Genomic DNA, 22,865 nt, shown 5'->3' on the forward strand with positions numbered 1-22,865 from the left:
GATTCATTAGAAAAATGCAATCCAACGAGCGATGAAGGCAATGATGACAGAGACGCCATGCGGCATCCAACAAGAACTTCCCCGATATTTCATAAGAAAGTCTTATGCATTGAGGCCTCGCAATCGCACCCACGCGTGACCGGACAACCGCCGCCAGAGGTGGCGCAGGCAACAAAAAAGCCAGCCCCGCAAATGCGGTGACTGGCTCGTTCAGACAATCAGTATGTGTGGATCAACGCATGCGTTCGGATTCGACGATCATGTCGAGAACGTAGGCGTGGGTGGGGGCATCGGCGGGCTGCACGCCGTTCTTGGCCAGCGAGTAGCGATTCACGCGCACGACATTGCGAATTCCTGGCTCGAAGTTGTAGCCTTCGATGCTGCCCTGCATGATGCGCCAGTCGCCGGTCGTGCGCTTGATGCCCTTGTTGTCGTAGCTGAGTTCGCGCACGCGCAGGCATTTGGCTTTGGGCATCAGCGGGTTGTTGCAGTCGACCTTCTCGGGAGCCACTTCGAGAAAGATGCGCTCGCCGGCCGAGCCGTAGCGCGTGGCGGGCGTGGGCTGGCCGATCAGCTCCCAGCGCACGCCGTCGGCGAACGTCAGGTACAGGCGGATCGGCTGGTTGGTGCCTGCGGGAACGATCTGGAACTTCTGCGCGAGCGGCAACTGCTGCACGACCTTGCGCTCCTGCAGCATCTGCGCGTTGTCGACACAGGCGCGCATGGTGGAGATGGGGCGCTGCAGTTCCAGCTTGTCGAGGCTGGTGGTGTAGCTCGCGTTCACCAGGTTGCAGAGGTTCTGCACGCTGACCTGGTTGTTCTGGAAGCTCAGCGTCGGTGCGGCCTTGTCGGCGATCAGCCAGTCGTTGAGCAGCTTGCCGTCCGGTCCCATGACCTGCGAGAGGCTCCAGAAGTATTGGGGCAGCAGTTGCGCGGCGTTGGAGTTGGGTTCCATGGGCTTGAGGGGGATGATGGCGGGAGCGACGGTTGCAGTTGCCGGTGCGTTGGCAGCGGCCGGCGCTGGCGCTGCAGCAGTGGAATTGCTCTGCGAAGTGGCGCAGGCGGCGACGACGGCCGCTGCTGCGGCGATCCCGGCCAGACGCGCAATGCGGGCCATGGGGGTATTCAGGCGGGTGAATGTTGGGCTCATGAACGAAGACTCCCTGTTCGATTGGATGTTCGGTTGGATGTGGTGAACCATAACGGCATTTCGTCGTCGGCTGTGTCAGCCAAGCTTGTCGGATGGCATGATGCCACCGCTCGCGTCGCGGGTGCGATGCGGCGGCAGCGCTTGCGGCATGAAAGACCGGACTCCGCTGGAATGGTTCCTTGGAACGGCAGGGATGTCATGTGGTCCGCGGCCGGATCAGTCGATGAACAGTGCGGGATCGACCATCGTTCGATTGAGCATCACGCCCCAGTGCAGGTGCGGGCCGGTCACGCGTCCGGTGGCACCCACCTTGCAGAAGGCGTCGCCGGTCTTGAGTTCGTCGCCGACCTTGCAGTCCGTCGTGCTCAGATGGCAGTACATGGTGAGCAGGCCGCCGCCATGGTCCAGCCACACCGTGCCGCCGTTGAAGAAATAGTCGCCGACGTCGATTACCCGTCCGGGCAGCGGCGCGGTCACCGGCGTGCCGGTGGCGGCGGCGATGTCCATGCCGCTGTGGGGATTGCGCGGCTGGCCATTGAAGATGCGGCGCAGGCCGAACGAGCTCGAACGCCGCCCCGGCACCGGCACCCGCATGTGCAGATCGGCCGCGCGCGCGAACGGTTCGCTGAACGTGGCCATGATCTTCTGCTGGTGGTCGCGTTCGCGTTCGTAACGGGCGTTGTCCTCGGGCGAGAGGTCCACCGTCTTGGGCGATACCTTGAGGCGCTGTTCAGTGTATTTTTTGGCGCGGACCTGATACTCGAGCGCGCGTGTGCCCTTGTCCGTCTGCACGTTGACATGCTGCTCGCCCACAGTGGCGGCAAGCGGGACTCCGACGACGGCGGTCCATTCGATCATGTCTCCCAGCACGAGCACCTGCGAGTCCCCGGTGGTCACCTTGGGGCGCTGGGGCGCGGGGCCGAGCGAGAGGCGCGCTACACCGCCGGGCACGCGGCCGTCACGCGGCCAAAGCGACAGGGCCGCACCATCATGCTCCGGGGCACGGGTTCTCGCCGCCAGAGCGGGCGGCAGGGCGGACAGCAGACAGGCGCCTCCGAGCGCCTGCATCCATCGGCGGCGCGCAAGGGTATCGGGGTGGAATGTTTCGTTCATCGGTGAATGGAAGTTCAGCAGAAATGGATCGCTTCAGTATGCCGGGTTTGAATGCGGGGTGGGCTGCACATGGCCTTGCGGGTGCTCTCCATGGAGGGCGACGGAGCGGTGGATTCAGCGGCTTCTTTCCCGTTCACTGTCGTGGTTGCGATGGCCCGAGGCTTGGGGAGGAGGTCGGCGCTGGTGATCGCTTCCATGCGAATGGGATGTGCGTGCACCTTCCTTCACCTCATGGCGCGTGGGAGGTGGCGGAGCCGAAGCCCCGGGTGGTGACTGCGTTTGGTCTTGGGTGATGGACATCGCGGCGGCCTCGGTGGCGCTGCGGTTCGGGTCCATCACGCTCGACGAGCGCGAGACGTAGGTCGTGTTGTTGAAGACCACCGCCGGGCGCGCGGCGGGCGGTGGCGGCGGCTCGCCTGGATGCCAGCCGCGTGCGCTGGTGTCGCGCTGACCCCAATGCATGTTCCAGTGGTGCCAGCCCCACGCTCGGTGCTCCACGGTCTGCACGAGCACGACGCCCGATCCGAAGCCAATGAGCCCGTCGGCTGCTGGAGTGGGCGCGGAATGGTGATATCCGGAGTAGACCGGCATGGGCTCGCCGTACACAAGCGCGGGGTCGTAGCGTGGAACGAAAACCAGGTCGGGCTGGCTCTCGGCGATCTCGATGTATTCACCGGACTGTGGAATCACCGGCTCTGGATAATCGTTGACCTCCATGTCGGCTGACGGCGTGTAGTTGGCGACGGGCGTCGGCTGCGGGCTCGTGGTCACCTTGAGCTGGGCCGAGTTCTGGAGCGTGCCTGCCTTGTTGGCGCGCTCGCGCATCACCTGGATGGCGTTGAGCACGTCGGTCGGGCGATGGTAGTACGCCTTGCCCAGCGCGGTGGTCCAGGGCAGGTTCGAGGCCAGCTGTGCGAGCACGTTGGGAAACTCGGTCAGCCCCTTGACCGACGGATCCCACGGCTTTTCGCTGGCAGCGCTGTTGCGCGCGTCGTTCCTGATGAGCTGCGGATTCTCGGCGAGCCAGGCCTCGGCGGCGGAAATCTGTTCGGGATAGGTCGCCCCCGCGAGCACCTGGGCGACCAGCTTGTCGGGATAGAGGGCGATGGGCGCGACCATCTGGTAGAGCACGTCGGCGGCAGGCAATCGGTAGGTGATCGGCGTGGCCTCGGTGACCGTTTGCGTGGCGCTTGAGGCAGGCTGTGCCGGCATGCTGTCGACCGCGACGGGAGTGGACGCGGGGGCTGCGGCTGGCGGAGCCTGGACGTCGTCATTGCAGCCGGTGAGGATCAGCGCCAAGGCCAGGGCCATCCCCAGAACGCTCAGCGGCACCTTGCGGCCCCAAGGGTCGCGGGTCGGCCCGCAGTGGTGGGCGGGCGGCTTGGAAAGTGCGGACTGCATCAAATGGCGCTCCTTGTCGAGCACGGTGGTGTTCTGTCGGCATCACGGTGGTAGCGGCGATCCGTGATGGGCCTACCAGAATAACGCGGTTGGCTCAGGTATGTTGACCGGGGCGTGCAGGAGGAACCCGATGCGGTGCGGCTCATCGGTTTCCAACACGCGCTTGTTGCGACCGGATGTTGCCGCAGTGAACGGCTGGTGAAGTGGTGGCACCAAAGAGAATGGCAGGCTGCCTTTCGGTCAGCCTGCCATGGCGGCGGTGCAGCGCGGCGTCAGGCCGGCTTACTTGCCCCAGCTGTCCTTGAGCCCGGTGATCCGGTTGAACACCGGCTTGCCCGCGGCATGGTCCTTGCGGTCGGCCACGAAGTAGCCAAAGCGCTCGAACTGGAACTTGTCATCGGGCTGGGCCGTGGCGAGCGAGGGCTCGACATAGGCCTTGACGATCTTGAGGCTGTCCGGGTTCATCAGCGCGAGGTAGTCCTTGCCGCCCGTGTCGGGCTGCGCGTCGGTGAACAGGCGGTCGTAGAGGCGCACTTCGGCCTCGATGCCGTCCTGCACGCCCACCCAGGTGATGGCCGCCTTGACCTTGACGCTGTCGGCGCCGGGGGTGCCGCTCTTGGTGTCGGGCACGACGGTGGCGAGCACCTTGGTGACGTTGCCGGAAGCATCCTTCTCACAGCCGGTGCACTCGATCACGTAGCCACCCTTGAGGCGAACCTTGTTGCCGGGGAACAGGCGCTTGTAGCCCTTGGGGGGCACTTCGGCGAAGTCCTCACGCTCGATCCACACTTCGCGGCCGAGGGTGAAGCGGCGCTCGGGAACGACTTCGCCTTCCGCTGCATGGGGCAGGGCGGGCAGGGTGCCGTTTTCGAGGTGTTCCGCCGAGCCAAAGACTTCGGCCCAGTTGGTGAGTTCGAGCTTGACCGGATCGAGCACCACCATCGCGCGGTGGGCCTTGTTCTCGAGATCCTCACGCAGGCAGCCTTCGAGCGTGGAGTAGTCGATCCAGGCGTAGTCCTTGGTCACGCCGATGCGTTCGCAGAAATTGCGGATCGACTCGGGCGTGTAGCCGCGGCGGCGCAAGCCGACGATGGTGGGCATGCGCGGATCGTCCCAGCCGCTGAGCAGACCGCTGTCCACCAAGTGCTTGAGCTTGCGCTTGCTGGTGACCACGTAGGTCAGGTTCAGGCGCGAGAACTCGTACTGGCGCGGCTGCGGCGCGGCGATCAGGCCGCCTTCGCGCAGGTGATCGAGCAGCCAGTCGTAGAAGGGGCGCTGGTCTTCGAATTCGAGCGTGCAGATCGAATGGGTGATGTGCTCCAGCGCGTCCTCGATGGGGTGCGCGAAGGTGTACATCGGATAGATGCACCACTTGTTGCCGGTGTTGTGGTGCTCGGCATGGCGCACGCGGTAGATGGCCGGATCGCGCAGGTTGATGTTGGGCGATGCCATGTCGATCTTGGCGCGCAGCACGGCGGCGCCGTCGGGCAGCTTGTCATCGCGCATGTCGCGAAAGCGCGCGAGGTTCTCGGCCACGCTGCGGTCGCGGAACGGGCTGTTCACGCCGGGACGGCCGAAGTCGCCACGGTTGGCCTTCATGTCCTCGGCGGACTGTTCATCGACGTAGGCGACGCCTTGCTCGATCAGGTACTCGGCGCAGCGGTACATGAAATCGAAGTAGTCGCTCGCGAAATACAGGTTCTCGTGGCCGTCCGGATCCTTCCAGTCAAAGCCCAGCCATTTCACCGATTCGATGATGCTGTCGACGTATTCCTGATCTTCCTTTTCGGGATTGGTGTCGTCAAAGCGCAGGTGACAGACGCCGCTGTAGTCCTTGGCCAGACCGAAGTTCAGGCAGATCGACTTGGCGTGGCCCACGTGCAGATAGCCGTTGGGCTCGGGCGGGAAGCGGGTGCGGATCTTGGCGGGATCGACGATGCCCTGCTGGTGGTGGGCCGCATCGCCTGGGTTGCCGCCCCAGTGGCGCTGGGCGTAGGTGCCCTTGTCCAGGTCGGACTCGATGATGTTGCGCAGGAAATTGGTCGGCTTGACCGGTTCTGCTGCGTTGCTGTCTTTGTTGGAGTGAGGGTTGCTCATGTTGCGGATTTTACGACTTGGGGTTTGCCCTTGCGCGGCCCCACAAAACCCTCGATATTGCCATCAATATGGGCCCTTGTGGGAGGTCGATCACGCGCTCTGAGACAATCGAGGGTTATGAGTGCCCCCAAGAAACATCAAGAAACGATAGAAAACGAAGCCGACATCCCGGCAGGTCGCACCGATCTGCCTCCGGGCTGGCTCGAAGTGACCTCCATGGACATGGATGCGCAAGGCATTGCGCGTCGACCTGACGGCAAGGTGGTCTTCATCGACGGCGCGCTGACCGGCGAGATCGTCACTGCGAACGTGCATCGCAAGAAGAACAACTGGGAAGCCGCGAGCCTCACCGAGATTCACCACGAATCCTCGCAGCGCGTGCGTCCGGGTTGCCCCAATTTCGGCCTGCACGCGGGCGCCTGCGGCGGCTGCAAGATGCAGCATCTGCATGTGGCCGCGCAGGTGGCGAGCAAGCAGCGCGTGCTCGAGGACAACCTCTGGCACCTCGGCAAGGTCAAGGCCGAGACCATTTACCGCCCCATCGAAGGTCCGGCTTGGGGATACCGTTTCCGTGCGCGCATGTCGGTGCGCTACGTGCCCAAGAAGGACAAGGTGCTGGTCGGCTTCCACGAGCGCAAGAGCCGCTACATCGCCGACATGGAAACCTGCAAGATCCTGCTGCCGCATGTGGACGCGATGCTGATGCCCATGCGCGCGCTGATCGCCTCGATGGACTCGCGGGATACCAATCCGCAGATCGAGCTGGCCTGCGGCGACGAGGTGACCGCGCTGGTGCTGCGTCATCTGAACCCGCTCTCCGATGGAGACCTCGCCAAGCTGCGCGCGTTCGCCAAGCAATATGACGTTCAGTGGTGGCTGCAGCCCAAGGGCCCGGACACCGTGCATCTGCTCGACGAGGGCGGTCCCCAGCTCGCCTACGCGCTGCCGGACTTCGGCATCCACATGCCGTTCAAGCCCACCGATTTCACGCAGGTGAACCCGCACATCAACCGCGTGCTGGTCACGCGGGCGCTGCGCCTGCTGGATGCCCAAAAGACCGAGCGCGTGATCGACTGGTTCTGCGGCCTCGGCAACTTCACGCTGCCGATCGCCACGCAGGCGAGGGAGGTCGTGGGCATCGAGGGCAGCGAGGCGCTGGTCGCCCGCTCGCGCGAGAATCTGGCCAAGAACGAGGCCACGCGCGCTGAAGGATCGGCGCTCGCGCCGACCAGCTTCGTCGCCCGCAACCTGTTCGAGATGACGCCCGAAATGCTGTTCGCCGACGGCAACGCCGACAAGTGGCTGGTCGACCCACCACGCGAGGGCGCATTCGCGCTGGCCAAGGCGCTGGCGGACATTCACCAGGCGCGCATCGGTGCGGAGGACGCGGTGGCGCTGCCCGAGTCGGGCAAGGACTGGCAGCCTCCCAAGCGCATCGTCTACGTGAGCTGCAATCCGGCGAGCTTGGCGCGCGATGCTGGCTTGCTCGTGCATCTGGCGGGGTATCGGTGTGTGGCGGCGGGAGTGGTGAACATGTTTCCGCACACTGCGCATGTGGAGAGCATGGCGGTGTTTGAACTGGCCTGATCTTTGTTGATCAGGCATTGGATCTTTGGCTTGGGCGGGGCGCTTGCTGGTTCAACAGCAATGGCTTGCCTGGGACAGAGGCCGGGACTGCCCCCGGCGGGGCAGTAACTTTTTGGTCTTGCCCAAAAAGTCACCAAAAATGCGCTTTTGAATGCGGGGGCACGCGGCAGAACTCACTGCGCGACTGCGTCGCTTCGTTCGGGCAACCGCCGCGAGTCAGGAGTTTCATAAGAGGTGTTTGCGGCACATCGCTGCGCTCGTGCGGGCGAAAAAAATGGCATCCATTCGGATGCCATTTTTGTTTTGGCCTGTCTTGCCCTTGTCTTTAGACAGCGGGCTTTCGAAGCCCGAAGGGGCCTTCGAATCACCCACTCCAACGGCAAGACGGCCCCTCAGGCGAGGCGTGAAGCCGCAGACAGTACTCTCGTACGGCAAGGCTTCGACAACGACGCACGAGGGGCCGTATTGCCGCCTCCGCACGATTGACGAGCCCAGCCATCATCGAACAAAAGAATCAGTCCCGCTCGCCGCCGAAAATGCCAAGCAAGGACAGGAGACTTTGAAAGACGTTGTAGATGTCGAGGTACAGAGCCAGAGTGGCGCTGATGTAGTTGGTCTCGCCGCCGTCCATGATCTGCTTGAGGTCGTACAGCATGTAGGCGCTGAAGATCGCGATGGCCGCGACCGAGATGGCCATCATGCCTGCGGTGGAGCCGACGAACACGTTGATGATCGAGCCCACGAACAGCACCAGCACGCCGACGAACAGGAACTTGCCCATGCCCGAGAGGTCGCGCTTGATCACCGTGGCGAGCGAGGCCATCACGAAGAACACGCCTGCGGTGCCCGCAAACGCGGTCATGACGAGTTCGGAGCCGTTCTTGAAGCCGAGCACCATGCCGATGAGGCGGGAGAGCATCAGGCCCATGAAGAACGTGAAGGCCAGCAGCACGGGCACGCCGGCTGCGGAGTTCTTGGTCTTTTCAATGGCGTACATGAAGCCGAACGCGCCCACGAGGAACACGACCAGGCCCACGCCGCCACGCAGCGATGCGGTGATTCCGGTGGACACGCCGATCCAGGCACCCAACACCGTGGGAACCATGCTCAACGCAAGCAGCCAGTAGGTGTTGCGCAACACCTTGTTGCGCTCTTCTTGCGAAAGCACCTGGGAGGCAGAGCCCCAGTTGGTGACTTCTGGATTCATTTGTGGTTTTCTCCATTGGAGCCTGCAAGACGCAGGCAAGTAAATTCTAGGTGGCGACTACCATAGCCGAATGCAATACCCACGCATGATCCCGTACTTTTTGGTTTGGATTCTTTTACCCCTGCGTGGGTATCCCGAATCCGGGGTGCGGGGTATGCTCACCGAGTAAGTCTGTCTTTCTTTCACCCGCGTGCTCGGGAGCAATGCCACTTCGCTGGCGTTCGATCCGGGTACTTTTTTCTTCCTGACCAAGTGCCATTTCGGCATGCAGTCCTACAGAACCCCCAATCCATCATGAAGACCAGCTCCGTTCTCGAACTCTCCGACATCAAGAAGATCGCCGCCGCAGCCGAGGCTGAAGCCCTCAAGAACAACTGGAACGTGTGCATCGCCATCGTGGACAACGGCGGTCACCTGCTGTGGCTGCAGCGTCTGGACGGCTCGGCGCCCGTGTCGGCCCACATCGCTCCTTCCAAGGCCCGCACCGCCGCTCTGGGCTGCCGCGAAAGCCGCCTGTATGAAGAGATGATCAACGGCGGCCGCGCCTCGTTCCTGAGCGCTCCGACCATCGAAGGCATGCTCGAAGGCGGCGTGCCGATCATGAAGGACGGTCAGTGCCTCGGCGCCGTGGGCGTGAGCGGCGTGAAGTCCACCGAAGACGCACAGATCGCCAAGGCCGGCATCGCCGCCATCGGTCTGTAATCCGTCTCGAGGCGCTCGGGCTTCGGCCCTTGTGCCATGCCTGCGCACGGCAAGAAAAAACCGGCCACGAAGCGATTCGTGGCCGGTTTTTTCATGAGGAAGAGATAGAGGGGGAGAACAAAGCAGCCCATCGGGACTGCCTGCTGATCGTGGGGCAATTGCTTTTTTGCGGGAAAAAAGCGCCTGGCTAATGGAGCGGACTCGGTGGCTGGCAAATACGACCTTCGGACCGGAGTTGGGTCCTGGAGTCGCCCCACGATGAAACTTCGAAAATTCGGTACGTGCTGAGTACGGGCTTGTCGCTGCGGAGGCCGCTTACTTGGTGAGAATCAGCTTGCCCAGCTTGGTGGCCTGCAGGCGGTAGAGCACGCCGTTGTGGGCAATGGTCACGACCTTTTGGCCCTGCAGCAGGTTTCGGCTGTCCACCGATGCTTCGGCAACATGGGCTGCCCCTTGCGCCGAGGCGGAGTTGCGCGATGCACGCTGTCCGCCGAAAGCTGCATTGACAGAGCCGAGCATGGCGTTGGCAGAGGAGGCGGTGAGGGTGGCGGACATCGGGTGGTTCTCCGTTGTGTTTGCGATGAGTGAATGATAACTGTTCTCATTTATGAGTCAAGCGAAAATCCACAATTAATCTGAGAAATTTTGTGTCGTTTGTTTTTCGGTGTTGACAGCGGGCGGACGGGCTGAATTCTCGTACCTGGAAACGGCAACGCCCGGCGCGCAGGCCGGGCGTTGGGGATGTCGGTGGCGCCCCGGGTGGGGGGCGATCCGGATGGCGGCCTACTTGGCCGGGTCGGTCACGAAGCCGATCTTCTTGACGCCTGCGCGCTGCGCGGCCGACATGGCCTGCGCCACGCGTTCGTAGCGCACGTTCTTGTCGCCACGGATGTGCAGATCGGGCTGCGGTTCCTTGGCGGCTTCCACGGCCAGGCGGGGCTCGAGTTCCTCGTCGGTGATGTCGAGCTCGTTCCAGTGGTACTTGCCGTCTTCGGTGACCGACAGCCGGATGGTTTCCGGCTTGAGGACTTCCTCCGTATTGGAGGCGCGCGGCAGGTCGACCGGCACGGCGTGCTTGATCACCGGCACGGTGATGATGAAGATGATGAGCAGCACCAGCATGACGTCCACGAGTGGCGTCATGTTGATCTCGTTCATCACCTCATCGGATTCATCCTGTGTGCCAAAAGCCATGGCGGATTACCCCTTCTTGATTGGCAGGACCTTGCCGGTTTCGCCGTGTGTGGACACGCGTGCGCCGGTCACGAAGTAGGCGTGCAGGTCGTGCGCGAAGCTGTTGAGGCCGTTCAGGATGGACTTGTTGCCGCGCACCAGGGCGTTGTAGCCCAGCACGGCGGGAATGGCCACGGCCAGACCCAGAGCGGTCATGATCAGCGCTTCGCCGATGGGGCCAGCCACCTTGTCGATGGTCGATTGACCCGATGTGCCGATCGCCACGAGCGCGTGGTAGATGCCCCAGACCGTGCCGAACAGACCGATGAACGGGGCTGTCGAGCCGACCGAGGCCAGAATCGCCAGGCCCGATTGCAGGCGGGCGGTGAATTCGTCGATGCAGTTGCGCAGGCAGCGCGTGACCCAGTCGCTCACGTCCAGCGAATCATGCAGATGCGCCTGTGTGTTGCGGTGGTGGGCGGTGGCTTCGCGGCCTTCGAGGGCCAGGATGCGGAAGGGGTTGCTCGGATCGCTGCCCAGCTTGGTCATGCCGGCGGCGAAGTCCTCGCTGTGCCAGAAATCGCGCGCCACCTTGGCGTCCTTCTTGAAGCGCCAGATGTCGAGCGCCTTGATGATGATGACGATCCACGACGCCAGCGACATGGCCAGCAGCAGAACGGCGACGAACCGGGTAACGAAGTCACCTTGTATCCAGACATTGGCGATGCCAAATTGGGAATTCATGAGGAACAGCTCCTGCGAAACGAAATTTATTGTTGAAGAACGAAATTGACGGGCACCAGATATTCCATGGCCTCGGCAACGCCATTGCGTTTGCCCGGCACGAATTTCCAGCGTTTGACGGTGTCGATGGCGGCGTTGTCCAGACGCTCGAAGCCGCTCGACTTGGCAAGCTCGACGCGTTCGGGCAGACCTTGCGCGCTGATCAGCACGCGCAGCATGACCTTGCCCTGCTCACCCAGACGTCGGCTGACGGCGGGGAAGGTGGGCGATGGATTGTTCAGATAGGCTGCGTTGCTCGAAGGCAACTCGATCTTGGGCGCGGCCGGTGCCACTGGCGCGGCGGGAGCCGGGCTGGGTGCGGGAGCCGGGGGCGCCGGTGGGGCTGGCGGTGCCGGAGGCGTGGGTGAAACCACTTCCTGCGCACCTGTAGGCGCGTTGGGCGAGGGTGTCGGATCCTTGATCGCGGCGGGCAGCGGTGCCTTGGGCTTGGGCGGCGTGGGCGCAGGCTTGGGCGGGGTCGGTGCGGGCTTTGGTGGAGGTGGCTTGGGTACCGGCGGTGCGGGAGGCGTGGGCGGTGCGGCGGGAGGAGCAGAAGTGATGAACTCGCTGATCAACTGCACGGGAGTGATGACCTCCGGCAATGTGTGCTTGCCCATGCCTGCTTGAATGGCCCACAGCGCTGCGATATGAAGCGCCAGAACGGAACCAGCCACGACGGTATTGCGACCAACCTGCGTTGTGGCGTCTATTTGATCAATCTGGGACATAGAAAAGGCGACCGAGCGGCGCTTTGAAAACCCTCAAGCGCTGTCGGCGGCCGGAGATTCGAAAGAATGTTGATTATTTGCGCAGAACCCACCAAACCGAGCCTACGACCAGAATCAAACTGCCTGCGAGTGTCGAGATGAATTCCATGCTTTGCTCTCTGTAATGGAGTTGGCAAGCTGGATCGTCTTCGGCGCAGTCTCGTTGTGCAGGGCAGCCACGGGGCCGGACGCGCAACACTGGGACACCACATCACGGGCGCACTGCTCGCAGCGGCCGCATTGGGTGGCGATTCCCAGTTCGAATTGAATTTCGTCGAAGCTCATGCCTGCGTGCGCATGGCGTGCGATTTCGCGGTCGGAGACTCGGCGGCAAACACAGACGATCATGATGCAAAGAGGCCTAGCTGGCTTGTTGAAGAAACGTGTTGAAGCTGATTATAAATGCGAATTTCTCGCATTCGCAATATTTATCACCTCCATGCCGTGTAACTATTGCGCAGAAGCCTCAGGATTCAAGGGCTGGCGGTGGCGTACGGGTGAAAAAAAACCGACGGGCCCATGCCGGTCGGTTTCTTTCGAGACAGCGGCAACCTTGCGGTGGCTGCGCTCCTTGGTGCTTACTTGACGTGCTTGCCGATCAGGCCTGCCATCTCGAACATCGAGACTTGGGGCTTGCCGAAGACTTCCTTGAGCTTGGCGTCGGCGTTGATCATGCGCTTGTTGGCAGCATCTTGCAGGTTGTGGGCCTTGATGTATGTCCACAGCTTGCTGATGATCTCCGTACGGGGCAGCGGGGCCGAGCCGACGACTGCAGCCAGAGCGGGGCTGGGAGTCAGGGGCTTCATGAATGCCGCGTTGGGTGTGCGCTTCTTTGCGGGTGCTGCCTTGTCGGTGGACTTGGATGCAGTTGCCATGTTGGATATCCCTTGTTCGAGAAATAGTGAAAAGACTCACCAGCGAACACCTGCGGCTCCACTGGCTGAGGGTGATGCTAATGGGAAAAAAACGGGTTTCCAAGGCGGGGAAACGATTTTTTGCCTTCATTTGTTTCCGCCGGTTTTGATAGTCGGATACTTTTCTCTGCTTGCCTCCTCCATTGAGACGAGGAAGGAGGGGCATTGGAACGCTGGCAATGACGCTGCGGGGCCCGTGGAGGCGTCCATGCAGGAGTGTGCAATTCTCTGAACGTATCACTGGCAGATCGAGTTGCAAGCTGCTGATTTATAGGCAATTATGCGTTTTCATGCTGCACCGTGCCATCGAGTGCGTCAGTGGCGGGCTGGGTGGGCCTCCTCTTTTGTGCCCGCCTTGTGACAGAGGAAGCTGGGGCGGCGAATTCGGGGGCGTCACTCTGTGCGCGGGACCTGATGAATGCCTCTAATTAACCATTAGTTACAAACGTGTTTGGCGTACGGCGACAACAGTGAGGGCTCACGAGAGAGCAGTGGGGCCATTTGACTCGGGATTTCCCTTTGATGGATGCGTGCGAGGTCGGCAGCGAGGGCGGAGGCGAAGGCGATGCCAAGCGCCCATTTCCGAAGGCTTGATGCAAGTTCAGACAGGCATGCTTGCTGCGGCACGCGAGCCGAACAGGCAGGGTTTCATGGCAAAGTGACGCGTGAAGGAACAGCGGCTGATTGCGCTGAAAAATCAACCCATCACCAAGGAAGACAAGACTATGACATCCACCCCAGTCCAGACGATCAGCACCTGCGATCTGTGTGACGCCCACCTCAAGGACGACACCGGCGCGTTCCGCGTGCTGCCTCCCGTGTTTCAGGACTTCGGTGGCAAGGCATCCTTCGCGGGGCCCATTGCCACGGTCAAGTGCTTCGAGGACAACTCGGGCGTGAAGGCGGCGGTCGAGACACCGGGCAACGGCCGCGTGCTGGTGGTGGACGGCGGCGGCTCGGTGCGCCGCGCGCTGGTCGGCGGCAATGTGGCCGCTGCCGCCGCGAAGAACGGCTGGGCGGGCATCGTGGTCTATGGCGCGGTGCGCGACATCGCGGAACTGCGCGAGACGCCCATCGGCATCCGCGCGCTCGCGCTCATTCCGCTGCCGACCGAAAAGCGCGGAGAAGGTCAATCCGATGTGACGGTTTTGATTTCCGGGGTCTGGGTGCACCCGGGCGAATGGCTTTATGCCGATGCGGACGGAATCGTGATTGGCGCAAAGCAACTCTGATTCGTGGACCTGGTCCGAGGAGTCAGTGGTGCGACGCCACTGTTCCGTTTCGGGATGGCAATGTGGCCAGCACCACGCTGGCCAGCGCGATGCCGAAAGCGATCAGTTGCAGTTGGGTGAAATGTTCGCCCAGCACCAGCACGCCGAAAAGCGCAGCACTCACCGGCAGCAACACCGTGAAGACCCCGCCCTGTGCGGCGGGCACTACCTTGAGCCCGGTCATCCACAGCCATACCGTCCACACGCAGGCGGCGAGGGCATAGAACAGCAGCAGCAGCCAGATCTTGCCCGGCACGGCGGTGAAGTCAAAATGCCACGCGAAATAAAGGCCGAACGGCGTCGCCAGTGCGAATCCCCATAAATTGATCAGCGAGGTGATGCGCTTGGGGCCGAGCGCGCCCGTGAGTTTTTTGCCGATCACTGAATAGGCGGCCTCGCAGATCGAGGCGGCCACCAGCAGGGTGTAGCCGAGCCATTCCAGACTCTGCTTGCCTGAGGCGGCGGCGTCCAGCTCGGGATGTGCGGGCTTGGCGAAGGAAAACAGCGCAATGCCGAGCACCGCGCACGCCACAGCGACCCAGGTGCGGGCGGCGATGTGCTCGCGCAGAAACAGCCAGCTCATCACCGCCACGCATGCGGGGATGGAGGCCATGATCACACCGGCCGAGGTGGCGCTGGTCAGGCTCACGCCCGAAATCATGCAGATGGTGAACAGGAAATTGCCGAAGAATGACTGCAGAAACAGCAATCCGCGTGTCTGCCGGGTCATCGGTGGCTCGTCGGCGCCTCGACGCAGCCAATGCGGCATGGCCAGCACGCCGATCCCGAAGCGCATCCAGGCCAGCAGAAAGATGGGGAAGGTCGCTGCCAGAGGCTTGGACAGGGCCACATAACTGCCGACGAGCACCATGCTCAAGGCCAGACACGAGTAGGCGACGGGGCGGCTGATCATGGTGGTTCAGGTGCTCGGGAGAAAGAAGGGGATGGGTGCGCGGCGAAGGGCCTGCGCATCATGCCTCAAGCCGCGGGGCGGATTTGGCCTCGGAATGGGGCTTCAGATCGCTCATGTTTTTCGCAGTGTGAAGTGTTGTTTTCATAATATGGGAATCAAAAATGCTGCGCTGCCGCATTTTTTCTCAATACAAGAAATGTGATTTTGCATTCAGAAATTGTGTTTGCAAGCTATTGATTTTAAACATAAAAAAATATCTCTTATATAAGACATAAGATTGGATTCAACTCTTATACAAGACTTAAAGTTATCTCCAACGGCAAAGCAAATTTCCCACGCAGCGATGCCACCGATTTAGCAAACCCTTCTTTCCTTTCAGGAGAATTTTCATGTCCAAGCTGAACAATCAATTGAGCCGCGAACAGCAGATTGCCGCCCTCGAAAAGGACTGGGCGCAGAACCCCCGTTGGAAGGGTGTGAAGCGCAACTACACCGCCGCCGACGTGGTGCGTCTGCGCGGCAGCCTGCAGCCAGAGAACACGCTGGCACAGCGCGGCGCTGAAGTGCTGTGGGACAAGATCAACGGCAGCTCCAAGAAGGGCTACGTGAATGCGTTCGGCGCGATCTCCGCTGGTCAGGCCATGCAGCAGGCCAAGGCCGGTCTGGAAGCCGTGTACCTGTCGGGCTGGCAAGTCGCCGCCGACGGCAACACCAGCGAAACCATGTACCCCGACCAGTCGCTGTACGCCTACGACTCGGTGCCCACCATGGTTCGCCGCATCAACAACACCTTCAAGCGCGCTGACGAAATCCAGTGGGGCCGTGGCATCAACCCCGGTGACAAGGAATTCATCGACTACTTCCTGCCGATCGTGGCTGACGCTGAAGCCGGTTTCGGCGGCGTGCTGAACGCGTTCGAACTGATGAAGAACATGATCGCTGCAGGCGCTGCTGGCGTTCACTTCGAAGACCAACTGGCTGCCGTGAAGAAGTGCGGCCACATGGGCGGCAAGGTGCTGGTTCCTACCCAGGAAGCCTGCGAAAAGCTGAATGCGGCGCGCTTCGCTGCCGACGTGATGGGCGTGCCCACCATCGTTCTGGCTCGTACCGACGCTGAAGCGGCCAACCTGATCACCAGCGACTACGACGCCAACGACAAGCCTTTCCTGACAGGTGAGCGCACGCAAGAAGGCTTCTACCGCGTCAAGAACGGTCTGGAGCAGGCCATCAGCCGCGGTGTCGCCTACGCTCCCTACGCCGATCTGGTGTGGTGCGAGACCGGCGTGCCTGACATCGGCTTCGCCCGTGAATTCGCACAGGCTGTGCACGCCGCATGCCCAGGCAAGCTGCTGTCGTACAACTGCTCGCCATCGTTCAACTGGAAGAAGAACCTCAACGACAGCCAGATCGCTTCGTTTCAGGAAGATCTGTCCGCTCTGGGCTACAAGTTCCAGTTCATCACGCTGGCCGGTATCCACAGCAACTGGTACAACACCTTCAAGTTCGCACATGCATATGCTCGCGGCGAAGGCATGAAGCACTACGTCGAAATGGTGCAGGAACCCGAATTCGCAGCCCGCGAACAAGGCTACACCTTCGTGTCGCACCAGCAGGAAGTGGGCGCGGGTTACTTCGACGACGTGACCACCGTGATCCAGGGCGGCTCCTCCAGCGTGAAGGCGCTGACCGGTTCGACCGAAGAAGAGCAGTTCCACTGATCTCTGAAGGGTTGATGTCGCACCGCAAGGGTGGCCCGCAAGGGCGCGGAGCGGCATCGGCCGGACAGTGAGGTTCCAGGGAGAAAAGAAAGCCCACGGCCAACCGCCGTGGGCTTTTCTGTTTTTTGTTTTTTCACGCCACCTTCGGCGGCGATGGTGGGGCGTTTTGGGACGTCGATATGGGGCGGTTGATCGTGGGGCTCGCGTGCTTCGGGGCTCGCTGTTGGATGGATTGCGGGCCAACGGAGTGGTGAGCTGGTTTTCGGGAGCTTTCAACGAAAAAGGCGCCCGGAATCGCTTCCGGGCGCCTTGGCTGGATGGGGCGTGGCGCGTTCACCATTGTTGCGCCAGAAACTCACGTAATCGTGACGGTGATCTTGCCGTCGCTCCATCGCAGGCGGGTTGTCTGGTGGCGCTCTTGGGTGGGGGAACAGATGATCTGGTTGCATTCGTGCGTTTGCCGATGGCCGGGGTGGATGTCACGCCCGGGCCTTCAGAAATGCGCCGTCCTTCTGTCGGATTGCGATCTCAACGGCGCCAGCCGCCGCGATGCGAATACCAGCCGCCGCGCGGACCTCGGTCCCAGCGCTGGGGTTGCCAGTGATAGCCGGGGCGGCCGCGTTCATAGCGACCGGGCACCCAGTTGTGGCGTCCGCCGGACCAGTTCCAGAATCCGCCGATCCATACGGCTCCTGCATAGGGGGCGACTGGAATCGTCTCCACATAGGGTGTGGGTGGCGCGATGGGCGCATACACCGGTGCGTAGGCCTGTGTGTCCGGAATGTTGCTGTACGGGTCGCTGTAGTAGGGCTGGCCGACGGGCGTGACGATGCAGCCGGTCAATGTGACGGCAGAGAGTGCGGCACCGGCAAGCCAGAGGCGGCGGGATGGAAACATTGCGAGATCCTCTCAAGCTCCCGATCGAGACAGGGAGCAGTGTTGATTCAACGACGGAGGGCGGGCAACGGTTGTCAGTCGGGGCTTGCTTTGCGAAGCTTTACGTTGAAGTTACAGATGTTGAAGCGGTTCAATGCGTTGCTTTTGTTGCGGGATTGGAGCTTGCGCGGGACTGCTCTGTGCACTCCGCGCTAAAATGGCGGGCATTGCCTCTTCGGAGGTGGAATTTTCGGGGCCTTCCTGATGGGATGGCCCTCTTTGACGGGCAGAAAGGCACCTTTGGTTATGACACCGCGAACGCAGAGCTCCATGGGGATCACCCCGCTTGCCTGAAGGTGCATGACCGCGCACCTTCGTGTGCAGGTCTGTTTGTCGACAATCCGGTTTTTCAAGTTTGCGCGGCCAGTCCGCGCATTTGTTTTTCAGCGTCGCGACCCACTCGCGAGAATGCACAACAACATGGTTCAAATCACTCTTCCAGATGGTTCCCAGCGTCAGTACCCCGGTCCGGTGACCGTGGCTGAGGTGGCGCAGTCGATCGGCTCGGGTCTGGCCAAGGCCGCGCTCGGCGGCAAGGTGGATGGCAAGGCGGTGGATACCAGCTTCACCATCGACAAGGATGCGGCGCTCTCGATCATCACGGCCAAGGATGCCGATGGCCTCGATCTGATCCGTCACTCCACGGCGCACTTGCTGGCCTATGCCGTCAAGGAGCTGTTTCCCGATGCGCAGGTCACCATCGGTCCAGTGATCGAAAACGGTTTCTACTACGACTTCAGCTACAAGCGTCCTTTCACGCCAGAAGACCTGACCGCCATCGAAAAGAAGATGACCGAGCTCGCCAACAAGGACGAGCAGGTCACCCGCCGCGTGCTTCCGCGCGACGAGGCCGTGGCGTACTTCAAGAGCCTGGGTGAGGACTACAAGGCGGAGATCATCGCCAGCATTCCCACGAATGAAGACGTGAGCCTGTACCGCGAAGGCAACTTCGAGGATCTGTGCCGCGGCCCGCACGTGCCGAGCACCGGCAAGCTCAAGTTCTTCAAGCTCATGAAGGTGGCCGGTGCCTACTGGCGCGGCGACCATCGCAACGAGATGCTGCAGCGCATTTACGGCACGGCATGGACGACCAAGGACGATCTGGCTTCCTACCTGCACATGCTGGAAGAGGCGGAAAAGCGCGACCACCGCAAGCTGGGTCGCGAGCTCGACCTGTTCCACATCGACGAACACTCGCCGGGCATGGTGTTCTGGCACCCCAAGGGCTGGACGGTCTGGCAGCAGGTCGAGCAGTACATGCGCAAGGTGTATGTCGACAACGGCTATCAGGAAGTCAAGGCGCCGCAGCTGCTGGACAAGTCCCTTTGGGAAAAAACAGGTCACTGGGACAAGTACCGCGAAAACATGTTCACGACCGAGTCGGAAAAGCGGGACTTCGCGCTCAAGCCGATGAACTGCCCCGGCCACATCCTGATCTTCAATCAGGGCATCAAGAGCTACCGCGATCTGCCGCTGCGCTACGGCGAGTTCGGCAACTGCCACCGCAACGAACCCACCGGCAGTCTGCACGGCATCATGCGCGTGCGCGGCTTCACGCAGGACGATGGTCACATCTTCTGCATGCCCGACCAGATCCAGAATGAAGTGACGGCCTTCACCGCACTGCTGCAAAAGGTCTACAAGGACTTTGGTTTCACCAACATCCTGTACCGTCTGTCGACACGCCCGGAAAAGCGCATCGGCACCGAAGAAAGCTGGGACAAGGCCGAAAAGGCGCTGGCCGACGGTCTGCGCGCTTCGGGCTGCGAGTTCGAATACCTGCCGGGCGAAGGGGCCTTTTACGGTCCCAAGATCGAGTACACGTTGAAGGACGCGCTGGGCCGTGAGTGGCAATGCGGCACGATCCAGGTCGATCCGAACCTGCCGGAGCGTCTGGATGCCGAGTTCGTGGGTGAGGACGGCAACCGCCACCGCCCCATCATGCTGCACCGTGCCATCGTGGGCAGTCTTGAGCGTTTCATCGGCATTTTGATCGAGCAACACGCGGGCGCGCTGCCTGTCTGGCTGGCCCCGGTGCAGGTCGCCGTGCTCAATATTACCGACTCTCAGGGCGACTATTGTCGTGAAATTGCCGCAAAGCTCCAAAAAGCATTGCCGAATCAAGACCTTAGGGTGGTGACTGATCTGCGCAACGAGAAGATTACGTATAAAATACGTGAACACGCCATGCAGAAGCTGCCTTACATCCTTGTCGCGGGCGACAAGGAGAAGGCGGCTGGAGCTGTGGCAGTCCGCGCCCGAGGTAACAAAGACCTCGGTGTGATGTCGGTTGACGCGTTTGTTGACCTGATTGCACAGGACATCGCCTCCAAGGTCTGATTTTTCTCTTGAAAACGCTTTGGTGCGCACTATGTGCATCTGTGCCACGTTGTTGTGGCGTTTTATTTGAAGGTGAGAACCATCGCTACCGAATTTCGTGATCGTCGTCAGCGCGAGGAGCGCAAGCACCGCCTGAACCGTGAAATCACAGCGCCAGAAGTACGTCTGTCTGGTCCTGACAATGAACCCATTGGCATCGTGTCGATCCAGCAGGCCTTGGCCATGGCTGGTGACATGGACGTTGACCTGGTGGAAATCGCCGCCACGGCCAACCCGCCGGTCTGCCGCCTGATGGACTACGGCAAGTTCAAGTACCAGGAACAGAAGAAGGCTGCTGAAGCGAAGGCCAAGCAGACGGTCATCGAGATCAAGGAAGTAAAATTCCGCCCCGGTACCGATGACGGTGACTACAACATCAAGCTGCGCAACATCCGCCGATTCCTGGCGGATGGTGACAAGGTGAAGGTCACGCTGCGATTCCGCGGTCGTGAAATCACCCACCAGGACCTCGGTCTGGCGCTGCTGAACCGTCTGCGCGACGAGCTGGCGGACAGCATCCTCGTAGAGCAGTTCCCCAAGCTGGAAGGCCGTCAGATGATCATGATGATCGCTCCGGCCCGCAAGAAACCAGCTGCGGGCGGCAAGGCCGAAAGCGGCGCTCCGGCGACGGGGCAGGCTGCCTGAGTGCGGTGATGCAAGCAATTTGCGGGTGAGCTTCGGGCAACCGGAGCTTGTCGGCAATAGATGGTGCGCGAGCACTGTCGCCGGGTGGACCACGGTCCGCCCGTTCAAGAAGTGTCTCGGGGCCTACAAGGTTGCGCAATGGTGCGCAAACGCCTCACGAGCACAACGAACAGGAGCATTCACATGCCCAAAATGAAGACCAAGAGCAGCGCGAAGAAGCGTTTTCGCGTTCGTCCAGGTGGTACCGTCAAGCGCGGTCAAGCCTTCAAGCGTCACATCTTGACCAAGAAGACCACCAAGAACAAGCGTCACCTGCGTGGTGCGGTTGCTGTGCACGAGACCAACATGGGCTCGATCGCGCAAATGCTGCCCGGCATGGGCCTTTAATTCACTGACGAACTAGGAGAAAACACATGCCTCGCGTCAAACGTGGTGTAACGGCTCGCGCCCGCCATAAGAAAGTTCTCGCCCTCTCCAAGGGCTTCCGCGGCCGTCGCGGTAACGTCTTCCGCGTCGCCAAGCAGGCGGTGATGAAGGCTGGGCAATATGCCTACCGTGACCGTCGTACCAAGAAGCGCGTGTTCCGCCAGCTGTGGATCGCCCGTATCAACGCCGCTGCACGCGAACTGGGTCTGACATACAGCCAATTCGCCAACGGCCTGAAGAAGGCTTCCATCGAAATCGACCGCAAGATGCTGGCCGATATCGCGGTGCACGACAAGGCTGCCTTCGGCAGCATCGTGGAACAAGTCAAGGCCAAGCTGGCTGCTGCTTGATTTCCGCGATGGGCGACGGCTGCTTTCGGGCAGCGGTTGCCTCCCGCACAGACAGCAAGGGCTAGGGCTTGAAAAGGCACTAGCCCTTGTTTATTTTGAAAATCGAAAAGCGCTCAGTGTGCTGACCCTTGCGTCACTCGCTCCTCGTCGAATGGAGTGCTCATGGGTCAGAACACTAGGTGATAAAAGAAGTCGATATGAACGAGTTGGATTCTCTGGTCGAAAGCGCGCAGCAACTGTTCGCGCAGGCACAAACCCCCAATGATCTGGAAAACGCCAAGGCGCAGTTTCTGGGCAAGTCGGGCAAGGTGACTGAGCTCATGAAGGGCATGGCGCAGCTTTCCGTGGAGGAGAAAAAGTCCCGTGGCGCGGCCATCAACCTGGCCAAGCAGGCCATCGAAGCCGCCTTGACCACACGCCGTCAGGCGCTGGCCGATGCCGAGCTGGAGGCGCATCTGAAGGCAGAGGTGCTGGACGTGACGCTGCCGGGCCGTCGCTGTGGCACGGGCGGGCTGCATCCCGTGTCGGTCACCATGGAGCGCATCGAAGGCATCTTCGGCTCGATGGGCTTTGATGTGGCCGAAGGCCCCGAGATCGAATCCGACTGGTTCAACTTCACCGCGCTCAACACGCCGGAAGACCATCCCGCGCGTTCCATGCACGACACCTTCTACGTCGAAGGCGGCACGGCCCACGCGCCCAACCTGCTGCGTACGCACACCAGCCCGATGCAGGTGCGCCATGCCGTGCAGCACGTCAAGAAATACCGTGGCCTGATCGACGCCGGTCAGACCATGCCCGAGATCCGCGTGATCGCGCCGGGCCGCACCTACCGCGTGGACTCCGATGCCACCCACTCGCCCATGTTCCACCAGTGCGAAGGCCTGTGGATCGGCGAGAACGTGAGCTTCAAGGATCTGAAGGTGGTGTTCACCGATTTCTGCAAGACCTTCTTCGAGCAGGATGATCTGGTGCTGCGGTTCCGACCCAGCTTCTTCCCGTTCACCGAGCCCAGCGCCGAGATCGACATCCAGTTCCAGCACGGCCCGCTCGCAGGCCGCTGGCTCGAAGTGTCGGGCGCAGGCCAGGTGCACCCGAACGTCGTGCGCAACATGGGCCTCGATCCTGAGAAGTACATTGGCTTCGCCTTCGGCATGGGGCCGGACCGCTTGACCATGCTGCGTTACGGCGTGAACGATCTGCGTCTGTTCTTCGACGGCGACATCCGTTTCCTGTCGCAGTTCCAGTAATCGGGAGCCCGCAGGCAAGCGATTGCCGTGAGGTCCTCAAGGCCTGTTCAAAGCAACAAACACAAAGTGTGCAGGCCGATCAA

The 22,865-nt window shown here is 61.5% G+C and carries 22 protein-coding genes; 9 read left to right on the forward strand and 13 right to left on the reverse strand.

Annotated elements, in window-relative coordinates; all coding sequences use genetic code 11:
* Positions 1–232: 232 nt before the first annotated feature.
* The 4 genes from ISG32_RS18530 to ISG32_RS18545 all read right to left on the reverse strand — a co-directional run bounded on the left by ISG32_RS18530 (position 233) and on the right by ISG32_RS18545 (position 5,761).
* Positions 233–1,150, reverse strand: coding sequence for an META and DUF4377 domain-containing protein (locus ISG32_RS18530; RefSeq protein WP_194772499.1), 918 nt, complete (start codon positions 1,148–1,150; stop codon positions 233–235).
* A gap of 216 nt (positions 1,151–1,366) precedes the next feature.
* Positions 1,367–2,263, reverse strand: a complete 897-nt coding sequence (locus tag ISG32_RS18535) for a M23 family metallopeptidase (protein ID WP_194772500.1) — start codon at positions 2,261–2,263, stop codon at positions 1,367–1,369.
* Positions 2,264–2,377: 114 nt separating this feature from the next.
* Positions 2,378–3,664: a DUF3300 domain-containing protein gene (locus ISG32_RS18540; RefSeq protein ID WP_194772501.1), complete on the reverse strand. Its 1,287-nt coding sequence runs from the start codon at positions 3,662–3,664 to the stop codon at positions 2,378–2,380.
* A 282-nt stretch (positions 3,665–3,946) separates the two neighbouring features.
* Positions 3,947–5,761, reverse strand: a complete 1,815-nt coding sequence (locus ISG32_RS18545; protein WP_194772502.1) for a glutamine--tRNA ligase/YqeY domain fusion protein — start codon at positions 5,759–5,761, stop codon at positions 3,947–3,949.
* Positions 5,762–5,878: 117 nt separating this feature from the next.
* Between ISG32_RS18545 and rlmD the strand changes: the two genes are divergently transcribed.
* Positions 5,879–7,348 (forward strand): 23S rRNA (uracil(1939)-C(5))-methyltransferase RlmD, encoded by a 1,470-nt coding sequence (gene rlmD, locus ISG32_RS18550; RefSeq protein WP_194772503.1) that lies wholly within the window; start codon positions 5,879–5,881, stop codon positions 7,346–7,348.
* Between the two features lie 514 nt (positions 7,349–7,862).
* On the opposite strand, the gene ISG32_RS18555 is transcribed toward rlmD, so the two are convergent.
* A complete protein-coding gene (locus ISG32_RS18555; RefSeq protein ID WP_194772504.1) occupies positions 7,863–8,555 on the reverse strand; it encodes a Bax inhibitor-1/YccA family protein in 693 nt (230 codons plus the stop codon).
* A 294-nt stretch (positions 8,556–8,849) separates the two neighbouring features.
* Here ISG32_RS18555 and ISG32_RS18560 point away from each other — a divergent pair, with 294 nt between their 5' ends.
* Positions 8,850–9,257 carry a GlcG/HbpS family heme-binding protein gene (locus ISG32_RS18560; RefSeq protein ID WP_194772505.1) on the forward strand — a complete coding sequence of 136 codons (408 nt, stop codon included), beginning with the start codon at positions 8,850–8,852 and terminating at the stop codon, positions 9,255–9,257.
* A gap of 315 nt (positions 9,258–9,572) precedes the next feature.
* On the opposite strand, the gene hemP is transcribed toward ISG32_RS18560, so the two are convergent.
* The 6 genes from hemP to ISG32_RS18590 form a co-directional block, all read right to left on the reverse strand.
* Positions 9,573–9,812 carry a hemin uptake protein HemP gene (gene hemP, locus ISG32_RS18565; protein WP_194772506.1) on the reverse strand — a complete coding sequence of 80 codons (240 nt, stop codon included), beginning with the start codon at positions 9,810–9,812 and terminating at the stop codon, positions 9,573–9,575.
* Between the two features lie 228 nt (positions 9,813–10,040).
* Positions 10,041–10,451, reverse strand: a complete 411-nt coding sequence (locus ISG32_RS18570; RefSeq protein ID WP_194772507.1) for an ExbD/TolR family protein — start codon at positions 10,449–10,451, stop codon at positions 10,041–10,043.
* Positions 10,452–10,457: 6 nt separating this feature from the next.
* Positions 10,458–11,174, reverse strand: a complete 717-nt coding sequence (locus ISG32_RS18575; RefSeq protein ID WP_194772508.1) for a MotA/TolQ/ExbB proton channel family protein — start codon at positions 11,172–11,174, stop codon at positions 10,458–10,460.
* 26 nt (positions 11,175–11,200) lie between these two features.
* Entirely contained in the window at positions 11,201–11,941 is a 741-nt protein-coding gene (locus tag ISG32_RS18580; protein WP_194772509.1) for an energy transducer TonB, read from the reverse strand.
* Between the two features lie 114 nt (positions 11,942–12,055).
* Positions 12,056–12,328, reverse strand: a complete 273-nt coding sequence (locus ISG32_RS18585) for a (2Fe-2S)-binding protein (RefSeq protein ID WP_194772510.1) — start codon at positions 12,326–12,328, stop codon at positions 12,056–12,058.
* Between the two features lie 230 nt (positions 12,329–12,558).
* Complete coding sequence (locus ISG32_RS18590; RefSeq protein ID WP_166066682.1) at positions 12,559–12,855, reverse strand: SWIB/MDM2 domain-containing protein; 297 nt, start codon at positions 12,853–12,855, stop codon at positions 12,559–12,561.
* A gap of 764 nt (positions 12,856–13,619) precedes the next feature.
* Between ISG32_RS18590 and rraA the strand changes: the two genes are divergently transcribed.
* Positions 13,620–14,126, forward strand: a complete 507-nt coding sequence (gene rraA / locus ISG32_RS18595) for a ribonuclease E activity regulator RraA (protein ID WP_194772511.1) — start codon at positions 13,620–13,622, stop codon at positions 14,124–14,126.
* Positions 14,127–14,148: 22 nt separating this feature from the next.
* Here the strand turns inward: rraA and ISG32_RS18600 are convergent, their stop codons facing one another.
* Positions 14,149–15,078: a DMT family transporter gene (locus ISG32_RS18600; RefSeq protein WP_194772512.1), complete on the reverse strand. Its 930-nt coding sequence runs from the start codon at positions 15,076–15,078 to the stop codon at positions 14,149–14,151.
* A gap of 389 nt (positions 15,079–15,467) precedes the next feature.
* On the opposite strand from ISG32_RS18600, the gene aceA reads away from it, so the two are divergent.
* Positions 15,468–16,796: an isocitrate lyase gene (aceA, locus tag ISG32_RS18605; RefSeq protein ID WP_194772513.1), complete on the forward strand. Its 1,329-nt coding sequence runs from the start codon at positions 15,468–15,470 to the stop codon at positions 16,794–16,796.
* A gap of 528 nt (positions 16,797–17,324) precedes the next feature.
* On the opposite strand, the gene ISG32_RS18610 is transcribed toward aceA, so the two are convergent.
* Positions 17,325–17,693 carry a YXWGXW repeat-containing protein gene (locus tag ISG32_RS18610; protein WP_194772514.1) on the reverse strand — a complete coding sequence of 123 codons (369 nt, stop codon included), beginning with the start codon at positions 17,691–17,693 and terminating at the stop codon, positions 17,325–17,327.
* Between the two features lie 459 nt (positions 17,694–18,152).
* Here ISG32_RS18610 and thrS point away from each other — a divergent pair, with 459 nt between their 5' ends.
* The 5 genes from thrS to pheS all read left to right on the forward strand — a co-directional run bounded on the left by thrS (position 18,153) and on the right by pheS (position 22,782).
* On the forward strand, positions 18,153–20,072 hold the full coding sequence (gene thrS / locus ISG32_RS18615) for a threonine--tRNA ligase (RefSeq protein WP_194772515.1): 1,920 nt from the start codon (positions 18,153–18,155) through the stop codon (positions 20,070–20,072).
* Positions 20,073–20,144: 72 nt separating this feature from the next.
* The gene (gene infC / locus ISG32_RS18620; RefSeq protein WP_194772566.1) at positions 20,145–20,756 is read left to right on the forward strand and encodes a translation initiation factor IF-3; all 612 of its coding nucleotides are present in this window, start codon (positions 20,145–20,147) and stop codon (positions 20,754–20,756) included.
* A 183-nt stretch (positions 20,757–20,939) separates the two neighbouring features.
* Positions 20,940–21,143, forward strand: a complete 204-nt coding sequence (gene rpmI / locus ISG32_RS18625; protein WP_194772516.1) for a 50S ribosomal protein L35 — start codon at positions 20,940–20,942, stop codon at positions 21,141–21,143.
* A gap of 26 nt (positions 21,144–21,169) precedes the next feature.
* On the forward strand, positions 21,170–21,532 hold the full coding sequence (gene rplT, locus ISG32_RS18630; RefSeq protein ID WP_194772517.1) for a 50S ribosomal protein L20: 363 nt from the start codon (positions 21,170–21,172) through the stop codon (positions 21,530–21,532).
* Positions 21,533–21,729: 197 nt separating this feature from the next.
* Positions 21,730–22,782: a phenylalanine--tRNA ligase subunit alpha gene (pheS, locus tag ISG32_RS18635; protein WP_194772518.1), complete on the forward strand. Its 1,053-nt coding sequence runs from the start codon at positions 21,730–21,732 to the stop codon at positions 22,780–22,782.
* The last annotated feature ends 83 nt before the right edge of the window (positions 22,783–22,865 follow it).

Origin of the sequence: Diaphorobacter caeni (assembly GCF_015354245.1) — a bacterium.
Lineage (GTDB): Bacteria > Pseudomonadota > Gammaproteobacteria > Burkholderiales > Burkholderiaceae_C > Diaphorobacter_A > Diaphorobacter_A caeni.

Coding starts and splice junctions, on each gene's coding strand:
- thrS (WP_194772515.1), top strand. CDS start 18,153: ATGGTTCAAATCACTCTTCCAGATGGTTCCCAGCGTCAGTACCCCGGT.
- pheS (WP_194772518.1), top strand. CDS start 21,730: ATGAACGAGTTGGATTCTCTGGTCGAAAGCGCGCAGCAACTGTTCGCG.
- ISG32_RS18570 (WP_194772507.1), bottom strand. CDS start 10,451: ATGGCTTTTGGCACACAGGATGAATCCGATGAGGTGATGAACGAGATC.
- ISG32_RS18545 (WP_194772502.1), bottom strand. CDS start 5,761: ATGAGCAACCCTCACTCCAACAAAGACAGCAACGCAGCAGAACCGGTC.
- ISG32_RS18590 (WP_166066682.1), bottom strand. CDS start 12,855: ATGGCAACTGCATCCAAGTCCACCGACAAGGCAGCACCCGCAAAGAAG.
- rlmD (WP_194772503.1), top strand. CDS start 5,879: ATGAGTGCCCCCAAGAAACATCAAGAAACGATAGAAAACGAAGCCGAC.
- hemP (WP_194772506.1), bottom strand. CDS start 9,812: ATGTCCGCCACCCTCACCGCCTCCTCTGCCAACGCCATGCTCGGCTCT.
- ISG32_RS18530 (WP_194772499.1), bottom strand. CDS start 1,150: ATGAGCCCAACATTCACCCGCCTGAATACCCCCATGGCCCGCATTGCG.
- rplT (WP_194772517.1), top strand. CDS start 21,170: ATGCCTCGCGTCAAACGTGGTGTAACGGCTCGCGCCCGCCATAAGAAA.
- ISG32_RS18580 (WP_194772509.1), bottom strand. CDS start 11,941: ATGTCCCAGATTGATCAAATAGACGCCACAACGCAGGTTGGTCGCAAT.
- ISG32_RS18555 (WP_194772504.1), bottom strand. CDS start 8,555: ATGAATCCAGAAGTCACCAACTGGGGCTCTGCCTCCCAGGTGCTTTCG.
- ISG32_RS18535 (WP_194772500.1), bottom strand. CDS start 2,263: ATGAACGAAACATTCCACCCCGATACCCTTGCGCGCCGCCGATGGATG.
- ISG32_RS18575 (WP_194772508.1), bottom strand. CDS start 11,174: ATGAATTCCCAATTTGGCATCGCCAATGTCTGGATACAAGGTGACTTC.
- ISG32_RS18600 (WP_194772512.1), bottom strand. CDS start 15,078: ATGATCAGCCGCCCCGTCGCCTACTCGTGTCTGGCCTTGAGCATGGTG.
- ISG32_RS18610 (WP_194772514.1), bottom strand. CDS start 17,693: ATGTTTCCATCCCGCCGCCTCTGGCTTGCCGGTGCCGCACTCTCTGCC.
- ISG32_RS18540 (WP_194772501.1), bottom strand. CDS start 3,664: ATGCAGTCCGCACTTTCCAAGCCGCCCGCCCACCACTGCGGGCCGACC.
- rpmI (WP_194772516.1), top strand. CDS start 20,940: ATGCCCAAAATGAAGACCAAGAGCAGCGCGAAGAAGCGTTTTCGCGTT.
- ISG32_RS18585 (WP_194772510.1), bottom strand. CDS start 12,328: ATGATCGTCTGTGTTTGCCGCCGAGTCTCCGACCGCGAAATCGCACGC.
- rraA (WP_194772511.1), top strand. CDS start 13,620: ATGACATCCACCCCAGTCCAGACGATCAGCACCTGCGATCTGTGTGAC.
- ISG32_RS18560 (WP_194772505.1), top strand. CDS start 8,850: ATGAAGACCAGCTCCGTTCTCGAACTCTCCGACATCAAGAAGATCGCC.
- aceA (WP_194772513.1), top strand. CDS start 15,468: ATGTCCAAGCTGAACAATCAATTGAGCCGCGAACAGCAGATTGCCGCC.